16 protein-coding genes, 1 tRNA gene and 1 pseudogene are annotated in these 13,517 nt (G+C 71.9%); 12 read left to right on the top strand and 6 right to left on the bottom strand.

From position 1 onward, the window contains the following. The first annotated feature begins 22 nt into the window (after positions 1-22). From DSM104329_RS20250 to DSM104329_RS20235, 4 genes are all read left to right on the top strand, one after another. Positions 23-853, top strand: coding sequence for a CheR family methyltransferase (locus tag DSM104329_RS20250; RefSeq protein WP_259311662.1), 831 nt, complete (start codon positions 23-25; stop codon positions 851-853). Next, positions 853-1,431 carry a chemotaxis protein CheB gene (locus DSM104329_RS20245; RefSeq protein WP_259311661.1) on the top strand — a complete coding sequence of 193 codons (579 nt, stop codon included), beginning with the start codon at positions 853-855 and terminating at the stop codon, positions 1,429-1,431. Before DSM104329_RS20250 ends, DSM104329_RS20245 begins: the two co-directional genes overlap by 1 nt. Beyond that, positions 1,428-3,833 carry a SpoIIE family protein phosphatase gene (locus tag DSM104329_RS20240; protein WP_259311660.1) on the top strand — a complete coding sequence of 802 codons (2,406 nt, stop codon included), beginning with the start codon at positions 1,428-1,430 and terminating at the stop codon, positions 3,831-3,833. The genes DSM104329_RS20245 and DSM104329_RS20240 overlap by 4 nt, the downstream gene beginning before the upstream one ends. A 75-nt stretch (positions 3,834-3,908) precedes the next feature. Next, positions 3,909-4,835, top strand: coding sequence for an acyl-CoA desaturase (locus tag DSM104329_RS20235; protein WP_259311659.1), 927 nt, complete (start codon positions 3,909-3,911; stop codon positions 4,833-4,835). A gap of 4 nt (positions 4,836-4,839) precedes the next feature. Here DSM104329_RS20235 and DSM104329_RS20230 read toward each other — a convergent pair whose 3' ends face one another. Beyond that, positions 4,840-5,313, bottom strand: a complete 474-nt coding sequence (locus DSM104329_RS20230) for a DUF11 domain-containing protein (protein ID WP_259311658.1) — start codon at positions 5,311-5,313, stop codon at positions 4,840-4,842. A 17-nt stretch (positions 5,314-5,330) separates the two neighbouring features. Next, a complete protein-coding gene (locus DSM104329_RS20225; RefSeq protein ID WP_259311657.1) occupies positions 5,331-6,083 on the bottom strand; it encodes an MBL fold metallo-hydrolase in 753 nt (250 codons plus the stop codon). Positions 6,084-6,180: 97 nt separating this feature from the next. On the opposite strand from DSM104329_RS20225, the gene DSM104329_RS20220 reads away from it, so the two are divergent. The 4 genes from DSM104329_RS20220 to DSM104329_RS20205 all read left to right on the top strand — a co-directional run bounded on the left by DSM104329_RS20220 (position 6,181) and on the right by DSM104329_RS20205 (position 8,316). After that, positions 6,181-6,253, top strand: a tRNA-His gene (locus DSM104329_RS20220). Positions 6,254-6,523: 270 nt separating this feature from the next. Further along, positions 6,524-6,754 (top strand): hypothetical protein, encoded by a 231-nt coding sequence (locus tag DSM104329_RS20215; protein ID WP_259311656.1) that lies wholly within the window; start codon positions 6,524-6,526, stop codon positions 6,752-6,754. Between the two features lie 365 nt (positions 6,755-7,119). Beyond that, complete coding sequence (locus tag DSM104329_RS20210) at positions 7,120-7,305, top strand: hypothetical protein (protein ID WP_259311655.1); 186 nt, start codon at positions 7,120-7,122, stop codon at positions 7,303-7,305. 138 nt (positions 7,306-7,443) lie between these two features. After that, positions 7,444-8,316 (top strand): hypothetical protein, encoded by an 873-nt coding sequence (locus tag DSM104329_RS20205; RefSeq protein WP_259311654.1) that lies wholly within the window; start codon positions 7,444-7,446, stop codon positions 8,314-8,316. A 443-nt stretch (positions 8,317-8,759) separates the two neighbouring features. Here the strand turns inward: DSM104329_RS20205 and DSM104329_RS29180 are convergent, their stop codons facing one another. From DSM104329_RS29180 to DSM104329_RS20190, 4 genes are all read right to left on the bottom strand, one after another. Continuing rightward, entirely contained in the window at positions 8,760-8,888 is a 129-nt protein-coding gene (locus DSM104329_RS29180) for an HNH endonuclease (RefSeq protein ID WP_407655852.1), read from the bottom strand. A 511-nt stretch (positions 8,889-9,399) separates the two neighbouring features. Continuing rightward, entirely contained in the window at positions 9,400-9,621 is a 222-nt protein-coding gene (locus tag DSM104329_RS20200) for a hypothetical protein (protein WP_259311653.1), read from the bottom strand. Positions 9,622-9,626: 5 nt separating this feature from the next. Further along, the gene (locus tag DSM104329_RS20195) at positions 9,627-10,037 is read right to left on the bottom strand and encodes a hypothetical protein (protein ID WP_259311652.1); all 411 of its coding nucleotides are present in this window, start codon (positions 10,035-10,037) and stop codon (positions 9,627-9,629) included. 201 nt (positions 10,038-10,238) lie between these two features. Then, positions 10,239-10,484: a hypothetical protein gene (locus tag DSM104329_RS20190; protein ID WP_259311651.1), complete on the bottom strand. Its 246-nt coding sequence runs from the start codon at positions 10,482-10,484 to the stop codon at positions 10,239-10,241. 132 nt (positions 10,485-10,616) lie between these two features. Here DSM104329_RS20190 and DSM104329_RS20185 point away from each other — a divergent pair, with 132 nt between their 5' ends. From DSM104329_RS20185 to DSM104329_RS20170, 4 genes and pseudogenes are all read left to right on the top strand, one after another. After that, entirely contained in the window at positions 10,617-10,844 is a 228-nt protein-coding gene (locus DSM104329_RS20185) for a hypothetical protein (RefSeq protein ID WP_259311650.1), read from the top strand. A 184-nt stretch (positions 10,845-11,028) separates the two neighbouring features. Next, entirely contained in the window at positions 11,029-11,745 is a 717-nt protein-coding gene (locus DSM104329_RS20180) for a hypothetical protein (protein WP_259311649.1), read from the top strand. Beyond that, positions 11,742-12,947, top strand: a complete 1,206-nt coding sequence (locus DSM104329_RS20175) for an AAA family ATPase (protein ID WP_259311648.1) — start codon at positions 11,742-11,744, stop codon at positions 12,945-12,947. Before DSM104329_RS20180 ends, DSM104329_RS20175 begins: the two co-directional genes overlap by 4 nt. Positions 12,948-12,985: 38 nt before the next feature. Further along, positions 12,986-13,498 (top strand): annotated as a pseudogene (locus tag DSM104329_RS20170) (tyrosine-type recombinase/integrase); the annotation flags it as partial. Between the last annotated feature and the right edge of the window lie 19 nt (positions 13,499-13,517).

Below are 13,517 nucleotides of genomic sequence, written 5' to 3'. Positions count from 1 at the left end.
GCATCCACCCGCGAGCGGCGCGGTGCCCTCCACCGCCGACGATCCGGACGGGCTCGAGCTCGAGCTGCTGCTCGAGGCCGTCCACCGGCGCTACGGGCTCGACTTCCGCGGCTACGCCACGGCGTCGCTGCGCCGGCGCGTGTGGCGGCGGGTCACGCTCGAGGGCCTGCAGACGGTGACGGGTCTGACCGACCGCATCCTGCACGACCCGCGCGTGCTCGAGCGGCTGCTGAAGGACCTGTCGATCAACGTCACCGAGATGTTCCGCGACCCGTCGTTCCACGGCGCGCTGCGCGAGGCGGCGATCCCGCTGCTGCGCACGTATCCGTTCGTGCGCGTCTGGAACGCCGGATGCTCCACCGGCGAGGAGGCCTATTCGCTGGCGATCGCCCTGCACGAGGCCGGCCTGCTCGAACGCTCGCGCATCTACGCGACGGACATGAACGAGGGCGCCCTGGCCCAGGCCCGCACCGGCAGCTTCCCGCTCGAGCGCATGCAGGTCTACACCGAGAACTACCAGCGCGCGGGCGGGGCGCGCTCGCTCTCGGAGTACTACGTCGCGCGCGGGGCCTCGGCCGTGTTCGATCCGATGCTCGCGCGCAACATGGTCTTCGCCCACCACAACCTCGTCTCGGACCGGTCGTTCAACGAGTTCCACCTGATCGTGTGCCGGAACGTCATGATCTACTTCGGACGGGAGCTCCAACGCCACGTGCACGAGCTGTTCCTCGACAGCCTGGTTCCCCTCGGCCTGCTGGGCCTGGGCCGCAAGGAGGCGATCCAGCCGCCTGAGATCGCCGCGTGCTACCAGCCGCTCGTCGCGTCCGAGAAGCTGTTCCGGCGGCGGACGTGATGGTCGACCTCGTCGTCATCGGCGCGTCGTGGGGTGGGCTGCGCGCCCTGCGGGCCGTGCTCGCCCCGCTCACGCCGGACTTCCCCGCGCCGATCCTCATCGTCCAGCACCGCAGCGATGAGGAGAGCGCGCTGGCCGAGCTCCTCGCCCGCACGTGCGCGCTGACCGTGCGGGAGGCCGAGGACAAGGACCGGCTGCAGGCCGGCACCGTCCTGCTTGCGCCGCACGGCTACCACCTGCTCGTCGAGGGCGACGAGGCCATCCTCAGCGTCGACGACCCGGTGCGCTTCAGCCGGCCGTCGATCGACGTGCTCCTCGAGAGCGCGGCCGAGCACGGCGACCGGGCGGTCGGGGTCGTGCTCACGGGGGCGAACGCCGACGGGGCGGCGGGCCTGGCGGCGATCCGCCGCCGCGGCGGCATCGCGATCGTTCAGGACCCCCAGTCCGCCGAGCGCCCGCAGATGCCGCGGGCGGCCCTCGCCGCGGTCCCGGACGCGCAGGTTCGCCCGCTCGAGCAGATCGGCCCGGAGCTCATGCGCATCTGCGCGCCCTCGACGGCGCGGCCGGGTGCGGCATGAGCGACGCGCTGCCGCGGCCGAGCGTCCTGCTCGTCGACGACCGGCCGGAGAACCTCGTCGCGCTGCAGGCGACGCTCTCGCCGCTGGACTGCGACCTCGTGACCGCCTCGTCCGGGGCGGAGGCGCTGCGCCACCTCCTCGACGCCGACTTCGCCGCGATCCTGCTGGACGTCCAGATGCCGGAGCTCGACGGCTTCGAGACCGCCCGCTACATCAAGCAGCGCGAGCGCACGCGCGACATCCCGATCATCTTCGTGACCGCGATCTCCAAGGAGCGCGAGCACGTCTTCCGCGGCTACGAGGCGGGCGCGGTCGACTACGTGTTCAAGCCGTACGACCCCGAGCTGCTGCGCTCGAAGGTGGCGGTGTTCGTCGAGCTGTGGCGCGCGGGACGGCGCCTGCGCGAGAGCGAGGCGCTGCAGCGGGCCATGTTCGACTCGGCGCCGATCGGCATGGCCCGGCTCGACGCGGGGGGCCGGATCGCCGCGGTCAACCGCGCGCTGCGCGACACGCTGGGGCGCGACGAGGCCGACCTGATCGGCCGGACGCTCGACGAGCTCACCCATCCGGAGGACCGCGGGCTCGACGCCGGCCGGCGCGCGGAGCTGCTGGATGGCGGGCGGGGCCGGTACGACGTGGAGAAGCGGCTGCTGCGCGGCGACGGGCGGCCGACGCCGGCGCTGCTGAGCCACTCGGTCGTGTCGACGGCGGACGCGGAGCCCGCGCTGCTGGTCCAGGTCCAGGACCTCGCCGAGCGCAAGCGGGCCGAGCGCCAGCGCGAGCTGCTCATCCGCGAGCAGGCGGCGCGCGTGCAGGCCGAGGCGGTCTCGCAGCGGCTGCGGGCGATCCAGCGGATCGTGGACGCCGCGCTGGCGCCGCTGCCGCTCGACCGGCTGCTGGCCGAGCTGCTGCGGCGCATGACCGAGGTGCTCGGGGTCGACACGGCGGCGATGGTGCTCTGCGAGGAGGACGACCGCCACGTGATCGTCCAGGCCGCCGAGGGCGTCGACGTCGCCGTGCGGCGGGTGGAGTTCGACCCCGCGCCGGGCGGACTGGTCCAGCGCGTGGTGCACCATCGCGAGCCGGTCGTCATCGACGACGTCGCGCAGGCCGTGGAGCTGGGCGCCGACCTCGGCGGTCAGGCCGTGACCTCCGTGCTCGCCGTCCCGCTGCTGCTCGAGGAGTCGGTCATGGGGACGCTCATCGTCGGCACGCTGTTCGGCCGCTCCTTCAGCCCGTCCGACGTGAGCCTGCTGCAGGTCGCGGCCGACCGCGCCACGCTGGCGATCGAGCGTGCCCGGCTGTTCGAGCGCGAGCACCAGATCGCCCAGCAGCTGCAGCGCGCACTGCTGCCCGAGCGGCTGCCGAGCGTGCCGGGCCTGCGGCTCGCGGCGCGCTACCTGCCGGGTGGCGCGGGGACCAAGGTCGGGGGCGACTGGTACGACGCGCTCGCCCTGCCCGGCGGGCGCCTGGCGCTCGTCATGGGCGACGTCGCGGGCCGCGGCGTGATCGCCGCGGCGACGATGGGCCAGCTGCGCAGCGCGCTGCGCGCGTATGCCCTCGAGGACGTTGGACCGGCCGAGGTGCTCACGCGCCTGAACCGCTTCCAGATGCTCCTCGCCGAGGACTCGATGGCGACCGTCGTGCTGCTGGTGCTCGACCCCCAGTCCGGCACCGTGCGCTACGCGAACGCCGGCCACCCGCCGCCGATCCTGCTCGACGGCGACCACGAGCCGGTCTTCCTGGACGGCGCGCGCAGCACGCCGCTCGGCGCGCTCGACGACGCCCTCTACACCGAGGCGACGGCCGAGCTGGGGCCGGGGACCACCGTCGTGCTCTACACGGACGGGCTGGTGGAGCGGCGCGGCTCGACCCTCGACGAGGGGTTCGCCCGGCTGCGCGACGTGCTCGCCGCCGGCGGCCATGAGCCGGAGGAGCTGTGCGAGGCGATCCTCGGCGGCGCCCTCGGTGCGGCGACGTCGTCGGACGACGTGACGTTCGTCGTCGCCAACAGCCCCGTGACGCTCGGTTCGAGCGTGGCGCTCGCACTGCCTGGCGAGGCCGGCGGGCTGGCGAGCCTGCGCACGATGCTGCGCCGCTGGCTCGTCGAGCAGGACGCCGGCGAGCAGGAGGTGCACGCGGTGACGATGGCGACGAACGAGGCGGTCCAGAACGCGATCGAGCATGCGCACGGCCTGACCCGCGCGCCGTTCGAGGTGCAGCTCGAGCGCGACGGCGACGACGTCGTGGTCAGCGTGCGCGACCGGGGCCGCTGGCACGAGGGCTCGAGCGACGACCGCGGGCGGGGGCTGCCGCTCATGCGCGCCCTCATGGACGAGGTCGAGATCGACGCGCTGCCGAACGGCACGACGGTGCGGATGCGCCGCCGCGTTGTGAGCTAGGTGATAAACCACGCGCCGTTCGCGTGGTCCGAGGGCGAAGAACGGCAGCTGAATTCGCCCTATGGTGCAGGGAACATGACCCGCCTGCACCGAAACATCAACATCGTCGCCGTCTTCCTGCCGTTCATCGCGGTGATCGCGGCGATCATCGTGTTCTGGAACCGCGGCGTGACGTGGGTGGACCTCGCGCTGCTCGCGGGGATGTACCTCCTCACCGGCTTCGGCATCACCGTCGGGTATCACCGGATGCTCACCCACCGGGCGTTCCAGACGTCCAAGCCGGTCGAGTACACGTTCGCGATCCTCGGCTCGATGGCGCTGCAGGGCCCGGTCATCTCGTGGGTGGCCGACCATCGCAAGCACCACGCGCACACCGACCAGGAGGGCGACCCGCACAGCCCGCACGCCGGGTTCTCGGGCGGCAGCATCTCGAGCGCCGTCCGGGGGCTGTTCCACGCCCACGTCGGCTGGCTGTGGGTCAACGAGGGCCGCGCGGGGGCCCGCAAGTACGCACCGGACCTCCTGGAGGATCCGGGCATGCGCCGCATCAGCCGCTTGTTTCCCTGGGCCGCGCTGGCGACCTTCGCGATCCCGGCGCTGCTCGGCGGCCTGATCACCTGGTCGTGGTGGGGCGCGCTGACCGGCCTGCTGTGGGGCGGCTTCGTCCGCGTGTTCTTCCTGCACCACGTCACGTGGAGCATCAACTCGGTCTGCCACTTCCTCGGCCGGCGCCCGTTCGAGGTCGACGACCACTCCGGCAACGTGGCGTGGCTGGCGCTGCCGTCCTTCGGCGAGGCCTACCACCACAACCATCACGCGTTCCCGCGCTCGGCGGTGCACGGCCTGCGCGGCCGGCAGGTCGACCTGAGCGCCGGGCTGATCTGGACGCTCGAGAAGCTGGGGCTCGTGTGGAACGTCGTGCGGATCTCGCCCGAGCGCCAGGCGCAGAAGCTCGCCCGGCCGGCCGAGGCGCAGGCCGAGGAGACCCGTCAGGCCGCGTGACCGGTCAGCGGGGCTGCACGAGCAGCGTCGCGCGGACCTGCCCGTTGCCCTCGTTGTAGTCGCCGTTGCCGCGCTCGTAGACCGCGGCGTCGGAGATCCACGTGCCGTCCTTGACGCCCTTGACGCGCAGCACCACCGTGCCCGTCTGCTCCATGGCGAAGTCCCCGAAGTCGCAGCTGACGTAGGTGCCCTTGACCCGGCAGCCGCGCCCGCCGTACAGGTGCCACCGCTTGATGCGCAGGCCGTCGGGCACGTTCGCATGGAGGTAGACGCCGACCGCGCCGTCGGGCCCGTTGTTCTTGACGGTGAACTTCAGCGTGCTGCGCTCGCCGTGCTTGATGGGCTGGGGGATGGCGTGACCCCAGATCGACACGTCCGAGCGGCGGGCGGCGCCGGTGGCGGATGCCGCCGCGACGAGGAGCGCCGCCGCGGCCAGCGCCACCGCGAGCCCGCGTCCGGGGACCGGACTCCGTGCCATGCCGGAGACGGTATCCGCTAGCGCGGTCCGAGCTCCCGCGCGCGCTCGACGGCCGCCTTCGGCGTCCCCGTCCACGGCTCGCCGTGGCCGAAGAGGACCGTGTCGGCCTCGAGCGGCTCGAGGCGGTCGAGGCTCGCGAGGGCCTGCTCGGTCGAGACGTTGAACGGGCTCGGCATGAGCTGCGGGCCCTGCCGGCCGGTGAGCGGGTTGCGCGAGCACAGCGCGTCGCCGGCGAACAGGATGCCGCGGTCGGCGAGCAGCAGCGCGCAGTGGCCGTGGGAGTGGCCGGGCGTCGGGATCGGGACCGGGCGGCCGGGCACGTCGAGCGGCTCGCTCTCCATGAACGTCGTGACGTCTTCGATGCGCGGGATGCTCGTCGCGCCCTGGCTCGCCATCTGCAGGAGGAGCTGCCATGCCGCCGGGTGGCGCAGGTAGGGCAGCAGCGTGCCGTCGCCGCGCCGACGCAGGTACCTGCCCCCTCGGGCGAGCTGCGCGTCGGCGGCGTGCACGTGGACCGTCGCCTGCGCCTCGGTGCGCACCCGCTCGGCGATGCCGACGTGGTCGACGTGCGCGTGGGTCAGCACGACCGCCTCGATTTCGTGCAGGTCCGCGCCCGCTTCGTCCAGCGCGGCGATCAGCGTCTCGAACTGCTTGGGCAGCCCCGTGTCGACGAGCGTGTAGCAGCCAGCCTCCTCGACGAGGTAGAAGTTGACCAGCGGCGACCCGAGGCGGTGGACCCCGGGCGCAACCGCTTCCACGGCGCGTCCCACCGGCGCGAACCTAGCGCAGCCGCCTGCTCAGGCGATTTCGTCTTCGCGCCCGCGCACCCCGGCCGCCCGCTGTTGCTAGGTTCTTGCGGGAACCCTGGTGGGCGTAGCTCAGCTGGTAGAGCTCCTGGTTGTGGTCCAGGCGGTCGGGGGTTCGAGTCCCCTCGCTCACCCTCGCAGAAGCCCCGCTCCGGCGGGGCTTCTCGCCTTCAGGCGCCGACTACACGGACCGCCCGGGGCCCAATCGGGGCCAAATCGTTCGTTGGCGAAGGTCATCCGTCTGACCATGCCTAGGACGGCTAAGCACACATATCCGGTGCGTAAGGTGCTATGCCTTGACGAGTACGAGATGGGAGGTCGCATGAGCGACGAGTACCAGCCCACCGATGACGACAAGCGGCGGGCAGCGGAAGAGAGGAGGCCGGCCGGCGGTTCCGCAGCGCTTGGACGACATCGCGGAGGCCGCGACGATCAACCATCCGCGGCGCGCTGAGATCGACGCGATGTATGCCGCCGGCGCCTGGCGGTTCGTGCGGCCGATCGGCGACGGCCGCTTCGAGGTGTTCGTCGGCTACTGGCGTAGCGCCGACGTCGACGACCCGACGAAGACGATCGGCCTCGTGACCGTGCCGCGCTCGCTGATCGTCGGCCCCGACACCACGCACGACCAATGACCGGCGCCAGTTGGCGGCCGCCGCGCAACACGTACGACAAGCGCGAGCGGTGCGTGGATCCGCACACTGGGCGAGCGAAGGTCGCCTACCGATCGCCCGGCGCGGCGAAGCGAGCGGCCCGCGCTATTGCGCGGCGGCAGCCTGCCCCAGTTCGCGGGCGGTCCGTTCGTCGTCTACCGGTGCCCGCACTGCCACCTGTGGCACGTCACGACGAGCCCGCAGCGGCCCGGCCAGGACGCCGCCTGACCAACCCCACCACCCCGGAGGAGAGGACACACGACCAATGACCGACGATCCCCGCCGATCCGTTCGACGGGCCGCGCTACGCCGGCCCGTGGCATCGCGCTCTGCACGACGGTGACCTGTTGTGGGCCGGCCTGCGTGAGCGGCCGAACATCGCGCAGGCGCTCATGGCCGTGCAGGCGATGAGCCGCGAGGACCTCGAGGCGGTCATCCTCGCCCGCCTGTTTTCCGCGATGGTCACGGTCAACGCCGGCGAGCACGGCGACGTCGCGGCCCCCGACCGGTGGCTCGGCCTGCTCGACGACTGAGGGCCGAGCGGGCCGATCCAACCGAGCGGCGACATAACGTCGCGTCTCACCGTGCCGACATCCACTGCCGACACCGTTGCCGCCGTCGCCGCCGGCGCCAGTGCTCTCTTCACCGCCCCCGCCGCGACTGCTGCTCTGATGACCGTGAAGCAGGGCCAGCGGGCGATCGCCGCATCCATCGAGCCCGACGTACACCTGCAGGTCGGCCTGCTCGGCCAACACCAAACCGTCCTGACCGTCACCAACGCGGCGGAGGAATCGCCAAGGGCGTGCTCTTCATGGCTGACGTCGGGCGGCAGGCGCGTGGCGGGACTGCTCGACGACGGGTTCCTCGCGCCAGGGACCAAGGTGCGCGTCACCGCGTCGCTCCCGCCGACCCAGGAGGCAGAAGCGCTCGTCATCTACCGGACTGCGGATGAGTCATCCTGGGTGTCACGCGCGACGGACGCAAGCAACGACTGCGCAAGGGCCGTCGCGGCAGGGTCCGCGCCGACGAGGAGGTGTGGAACGAAGTGCATCCGACAGCACCGTGGGCGCAGTTGCCTGAGGGCGGCTACTTCACGCGTGGAGCTGACGACGCAGACTGACGTACCTTTTTTTGGGCAGCGTGCGCGGATACCCCTCCCTACGCGCCGGGGCAAAAACGGCCGTCTCACCGCGGTTGACCCGCATTTGCCGCAAGATCCGCAACAATTGCAGGACCCGCGGTCCATTGCTATTCGGCGGCGGCGGGAGGACACTGGTTTCATCGACCGATGCCCTTGCCGTGCCTCCGAGCATTTGCGGGCGTCAGGAAGGAGGGTCTCGATGCCCTCCGATTTTGGTTTTGTCATGTCCTGCTCGACGGTGCAGCCCGTCCCGTGTGGGATGCAGGTCCGTGCCAATACACGCCGTGACGTGTTGGCGCTGCTTCAGGAGCACGGCGCCGCTGCGCACGGCTACACGCCGGCGTGGTACAGCGCCGCGCGACTCGCGAAGATGGACACCGCGATCGAGGAGGTTGGGGACTGAACTCGCGCACCTTGACCGATGAACCGCCGAAAAGTGGTGCCACGCACAGGATCTTCAGTTCCTGCGATTATGAGTTCAGCCGACGTGAGTCGTGGTGATTGGCACGAACCATCATCACGATCATCTGAGCGCACGTCACCGCGCAGATCGCGGCGGGGATCAACGCCCAGAGCCCAACGCCGACAGCCGAGAGGATGGCGGCCAGCGCGCCGGACGCCACGCAGAGCAAGATGTGCTTGGGGGAGTGATGCATGAGAACCCCTTTCGATGCACCCGAAGCTATCTCCGCGGACGGCCCGACCGCATCCGTAGAAAACGCGCGGCGCCGCCTCGGCTAACGGCGGAGATCGGGGCCGCCGCGGCGCTCCAATCGTCGTGCGGTCCGGCACGGCTTGCTGGCACGGCAGGCATGGCTAGGTATGCCAGGGTTGCGAGCCGTCCGTTCAGCGCGGCTCGCGGCCGGCTCGAGCGTGACAGGGCCGACACAGCGGTTCGAGGTTGCCAACGGCGTTGTCGCGGTGATCGTGGTCGCGATGGTGGATCTCCATCGGCACGCCCCACGCCCCGCACACCGCGCAGCGGCCGCCGAACCAGCGCGATCACGCCGTCGATGCGCGGGCGCGATCGCGGCTTCGAGATGCGCCAGCCCCGGCGGTTGCGGTGAGTCCAGCAGCGCGCTGGCGTGGGTCAATGACCACGGTCAGGTTGGCTGCGGGATCTATGACGGCGAGAGCGCGATCCTCGACGTCGCCGACCACACCGCGAGCTCGCAGCGCGCTACACGGTCGCGGAGATCAGCTTCGACCCGTGGAACGCCCGAACTCGCCGCCGAGCTCGAGCGGGAGGGCCGACGTAGATCCGCTCGCCGTCGGTGAACGTCGGCTCGCCCACTGCGGCCTGCCAGCTACCGACAGGCAGCCAGGCGCCTTCCCGCGCCGTCCACTGGTTCAGCAGGTAGCGCCGATACACGTTCTCCGGGAGCGCGCCGCGCTGGCGCCGGGGCTCGTCCTCGGTGACCCACGACGCCGGGTTCGCCGCCCGCGCCGCGGCGAGGTCGTCGAGCTCGACGTCCTCCGGCGCCGCTCACTCGATCATCCGCAGGCCCGGCCCGCGCGCGTCGGTGACGGAGCCGCGGCGCCGCACGTCGGGCTGCGCGAGGCAGCGCGCCCGGAGCCGGCCGAGCGGCGAGTCGATGCCCACGCCGGCCGTCGTGATCGTGATCACCCGTGCCCCCGGCCGCTTGTGCAACCCGGTCGACATCGCCTCGTAGACGTCGGCCGTCTCGTGCTGCGCGAGGTCGTCCACGACGGCTAGCGAGAACGTCGTGCCGTGCAGCTTCCGGGCATCGCTCGCGAGCCCTCGAGCGTGCGCGTGAAGGTCCGCGGTTCGTCGGGATCGGGACACCACCGCACGAGCAGGTGGCGCGTCACGACGTGCTCGTCGCCCAGCCGGCGCGCGTAGCGCTGCGCGTACTTGTAGAGCTCGGTCGCCTGCCGGCGGGAGGCGGCGACGACGTAGATCTCGCTGTCCTCGACGGTCACGAGGTGGTGCAGCGCAAGCAGCGCCAGCAGCGACGTCTTGCCGTTGCCGCGCCCGATCGTGATCAACACCTCGGCCTCGTCGCCGTGCACGGCCGCGATGATCGCGCGCTGGAACCCCTCGACCTCGAGCCCGCACGCCGCAGCGAACGCGTCGAAGTCGGTGCCCGTGGCGATCGTCATGCCGAAATGGTACGACGACGATACCATTCGTCCCGAGCTCGGTAGCGAGCTCGACGCAGGACGTCGCCCGAAAGCGCGTGACGAAGCACCCCCAGGCCGCTCGAGACGGGCGCCACCACGTCACCCGCTATGCGACTTTTCCGAACCACAACCCCCCGAGGACCGCGCGCTCGCCGCGCCCGACGTTCAGCCGTCGTGGTCCTACATGGGCGGCAGCCAGCCGCTCGAGATCAGCCAGTCGAACTGGCAGCGCTGCAGTGACGCGTGGGCGTGCATCCAACTGCTCGCCAGCACGATGCCGCTACACGCCCACCGCAAGACGACCGACGGCCGTGCTGCCGCCGGCGACGACACGAGGATCGTGCGACTGCTCGCCCACCCGTACCCCGGCGCGACGGTCTGTGACTTGCGTCGGCCGAGCAGATCGAGCAGTACTACGCGGAGCATCCGGGTCGCGCCGAGGCGGCCGACCGCGAGCGCCGCGAGGCCATCCGCGAGGTCCGCGCCCGCCGCGGGATCGCCATCACCGGCGGCGCGGACGTCGCCGAGTCGTGCATCGTCGCGGCGCCGCGGCGCAGCATGCCGCTGCGTCGCCGGCCGAGCTCGAGCGGCCGGCCGCCGGGCCGCCGGACCCCGAGCTCGAGCACCGCGAGCTCGCGTGGCGGCGACTCCGGCGACGGAGACGACGGCCCAGCAGAACCACCGCCGGCGTTCCCGCGCCGGCGCGTCTACGGTTGGGATGAGCTCGCGCCCGAGCACGCGCTGCGCCCCAGCCCGCAGATGGACTTCTCGGAGGTGGTCGCGTGATCACCACCGCCGCCGAGCTCGTCGCCCGTCTCGACGAGCTCGAGCTCTCACCCCAGCGCGTCGGCTCCGGCTGGTTGAGCTTCTGCCCCGCGCACGACGACGCCACCGGCGCAGCCTGTCGGTCGGTCAGGGCGACGACCGCCGGCCACTCTGGCACTGCTTCCGCGGCTGCGGGCAACTCGAGGTGCTCGAGGCGTTCGGGACGCAGATCTCGGCGCCCAAGCGCCGGCGGCGCGCGAGCCCGAAAGTCCAGGCGCGTGCGGAGGTCAACGAGGAGCTCGTCCGCGAGTGGATGGAGAACCTGCACGACGATCGGCTCGAGCTCGTGGTCCGGTTCGGTCCGCGCCTCGCAGCGCGACGCTGGACGTGGCGCACGCTCCGACAGGCCAAAGTGGGCTGGGACGGCTCGCGGTTCACCTTCCCGTCGCGGGACGAGCTCGGCGAGCTCACCGGCGCGATCCGCTACACCGATCGCCCCGGCCGGAGCTCGAAGAGCCTCGCCGTCGCCAACACGACCCGGCAACTGTTTCCGGCGCCCGAGCGGATCTCGAGCTCCATCGTCGCGATCGTCGAGGGCGAGCCCGACGCGCTGGACGGCCTGAGCGCCGGCCTGCCGAGCACGGGCCTACCCGGCGTCGGCGCCTGGCGATCGGAGTGGACGGCGCGGTTCGCCGGCCGCTACGTCCTCGTGATGATGGACGCCGATCAGGCGGGCCGCGACGCAGCCGCGCGGATCGCCGGCGACCTGGACGCGGCCGACATCGAGCACAGCATCGTCGACATCGACCCCACGCGACGCGACCGGTTCGATGTGACCGACTATCTGCGCGAAGTCGATGAGCGAGGCGGCAACGCGCTCGACGAGCTCGTGCGCGTGACCGGGACGGGGGCGATCCGATGACGTCCTGGATCGACGGGCTCCCGACCAACCCGCTCGCGGAGGACCCCGAGCCGCTCCCGGCGCTGGCCGGCTTCCCGTTCCTGCACGCCGGCGCCGGCGCGGTGATCGTCGGCCCGACCGGTGGCGGGCGCTCGTCGCTCGTGCAGGCCGGCGCCTACGACGCCGCGCGCGCCGGCCTGCGGGTCGCGTATCTCGGTTCGGAGGTGACCGCGAGCGAGTGGAACGCGCGAGCTCGCGACCTGCCCGAGCGGCGCGGCGACGCGATCGACGACGAGCTCGTCGGCGAGCTCGAGCGGGTGCGCTACCTCGAGCTCTCGAGCGTGCTCGTGCAGGCATGGGACGAGCCGGACGCCTGGGCGCGCGACGTTCCGCCGGCGTACGACGTCGTGGTCATCGACCCGCTGTCCGCCGTCGCGTCCGCGCTCGATCTCGACTTCGATAGCTCAAACGCCGAGTTCGTGCAGTTCTATGACCGGCTCGTGCAGCCGCTCGTCGGCGCCGGCGTCGCGGTGGTGATGCTCGACAACGGTTGCCTCAGGGCTCGAGGACCCGTCAACCGGGTCCCAATCTCGGGACCCGGTTGGTGGTCCACCCTCGAGCGCGGATTCCCCCGTCGACGTTTCGCCCTCGAGGAGAGGAGCGGCGCCCTCGAGCGGGAACGGCCGGCCGGCCTCGAACGGCACGCCGACGTGCTCGCGCTGCGGCGAGCTCCCGGCACTCGTCGCCGGCAAGCCGAGCGCGAGATGCGCCGGCTGATGGAGGCCGCGGTCCCGGTCGTCGTCGCTCGGCTCACGGTGGCCGACGCCGGACACCGGCTGCTCGACCACCTCACGACCCTCGGGCGCAAGCGCTCGACGCTCGAGGGCTACGAGTCCTACCTACGCATCCATCTCGCCCCGTACTTCGGTGACCGGGCGCTCGAGCGGATCACGGGCGATGACGTCGAGGCGTTCGTCGCGCACTGCCGCCGGCACGGGCAGTCCGTCAAAAGCAAGCTGAACTACCTCGGGCTCCTGCCTCGATCTTTGACTACGCCATGCGTCGCGGGTGGGCGCCGGCGAACCCGTGCAAGCTCATCGACCGGCCCCGGCCCGAGGGCGGCGACGCCGACGTGCACTTCCTCGACCAGGCCGAGCTCGATGCGCTCATCGCTGCCGTGCCCGACGACGACCTGGGCCGCGTCGAGCGCGTCATGTACCTGACGGCGGCGATGACCGGGATGCGCTAGGGCGAGCTCCTCGCGTTGCGCTGGTCGGACGTCGACTGGCCCGCGCGCCGGATCCGCGGCCGGCGCAACTTCGTGCGCGGTGAGATCGGCACGCCGAAGAGCAAGCGCTCGACGCGCGCCGTGCCGCTCGGCGACGCGCTCGGCGGCGCGCTCGACCGCCACTACCAGGCCACCGCGTACCAGGGCGACGACGAGCTCGTGTTCGCGCACCCGCACACCGGCAAGCCGATCGACCGCAGCCGGCTGCTCAAGCGCTTCAAGGCGGCGCTGCGCCGGGCCGGCGTGCGCGAGGTCCGCTTCCACGACCTGCGCCACACGTTCGGCACGCGGATGGCCGGCGCGGGCGTGCCGATGCGCACCCTGCAGGGGTGGATGGGCCACCGCGACTTCAAGACGACGCTGATGTACGCCGACTACCTGCCGAGCGAGCGGGAGGTCGATCTCGTCGATGTGGCGTTCGGGGCCCAATCTGGGGCCCAAACTGAGCGCAACTCAGCGCACCTGAGCGACACTCAGTCCGCATGACAGCGGGAAATACACCCAG

This window comes from Capillimicrobium parvum (assembly GCF_021172045.1).
Lineage (GTDB): Bacteria > Actinomycetota > Thermoleophilia > Solirubrobacterales > Solirubrobacteraceae > Capillimicrobium > Capillimicrobium parvum.
The sequence above is the reverse complement of the archived record's forward strand: the minus strand, read 5'-3'. Positions and strand labels throughout refer to the sequence as shown.

Bases quoted from the DNA above. Each gene is read 5' to 3' on its own strand.
- DSM104329_RS20175 (WP_259311648.1), top strand. From the start codon at position 11,742: ATGACGTCCTGGATCGACGGGCTCCCGACCAACCCGCTCGCGGAGGAC.
- DSM104329_RS20230 (WP_259311658.1), bottom strand. From the start codon at position 5,313: ATGGCACGGAGTCCGGTCCCCGGACGCGGGCTCGCGGTGGCGCTGGCC.
- DSM104329_RS20195 (WP_259311652.1), bottom strand. From the start codon at position 10,037: ATGACGATCGCCACGGGCACCGACTTCGACGCGTTCGCTGCGGCGTGC.
- DSM104329_RS20235 (WP_259311659.1), top strand. From the start codon at position 3,909: ATGACCCGCCTGCACCGAAACATCAACATCGTCGCCGTCTTCCTGCCG.
- DSM104329_RS20205 (WP_259311654.1), top strand. From the start codon at position 7,444: ATGACCGTGAAGCAGGGCCAGCGGGCGATCGCCGCATCCATCGAGCCC.
- DSM104329_RS20245 (WP_259311661.1), top strand. From the start codon at position 853: ATGGTCGACCTCGTCGTCATCGGCGCGTCGTGGGGTGGGCTGCGCGCC.
- DSM104329_RS20190 (WP_259311651.1), bottom strand. From the start codon at position 10,484: ATGCTCCGCGTAGTACTGCTCGATCTGCTCGGCCGACGCAAGTCACAG.
- DSM104329_RS20240 (WP_259311660.1), top strand. From the start codon at position 1,428: ATGAGCGACGCGCTGCCGCGGCCGAGCGTCCTGCTCGTCGACGACCGG.
- DSM104329_RS20185 (WP_259311650.1), top strand. From the start codon at position 10,617: ATGCCGCTGCGTCGCCGGCCGAGCTCGAGCGGCCGGCCGCCGGGCCGC.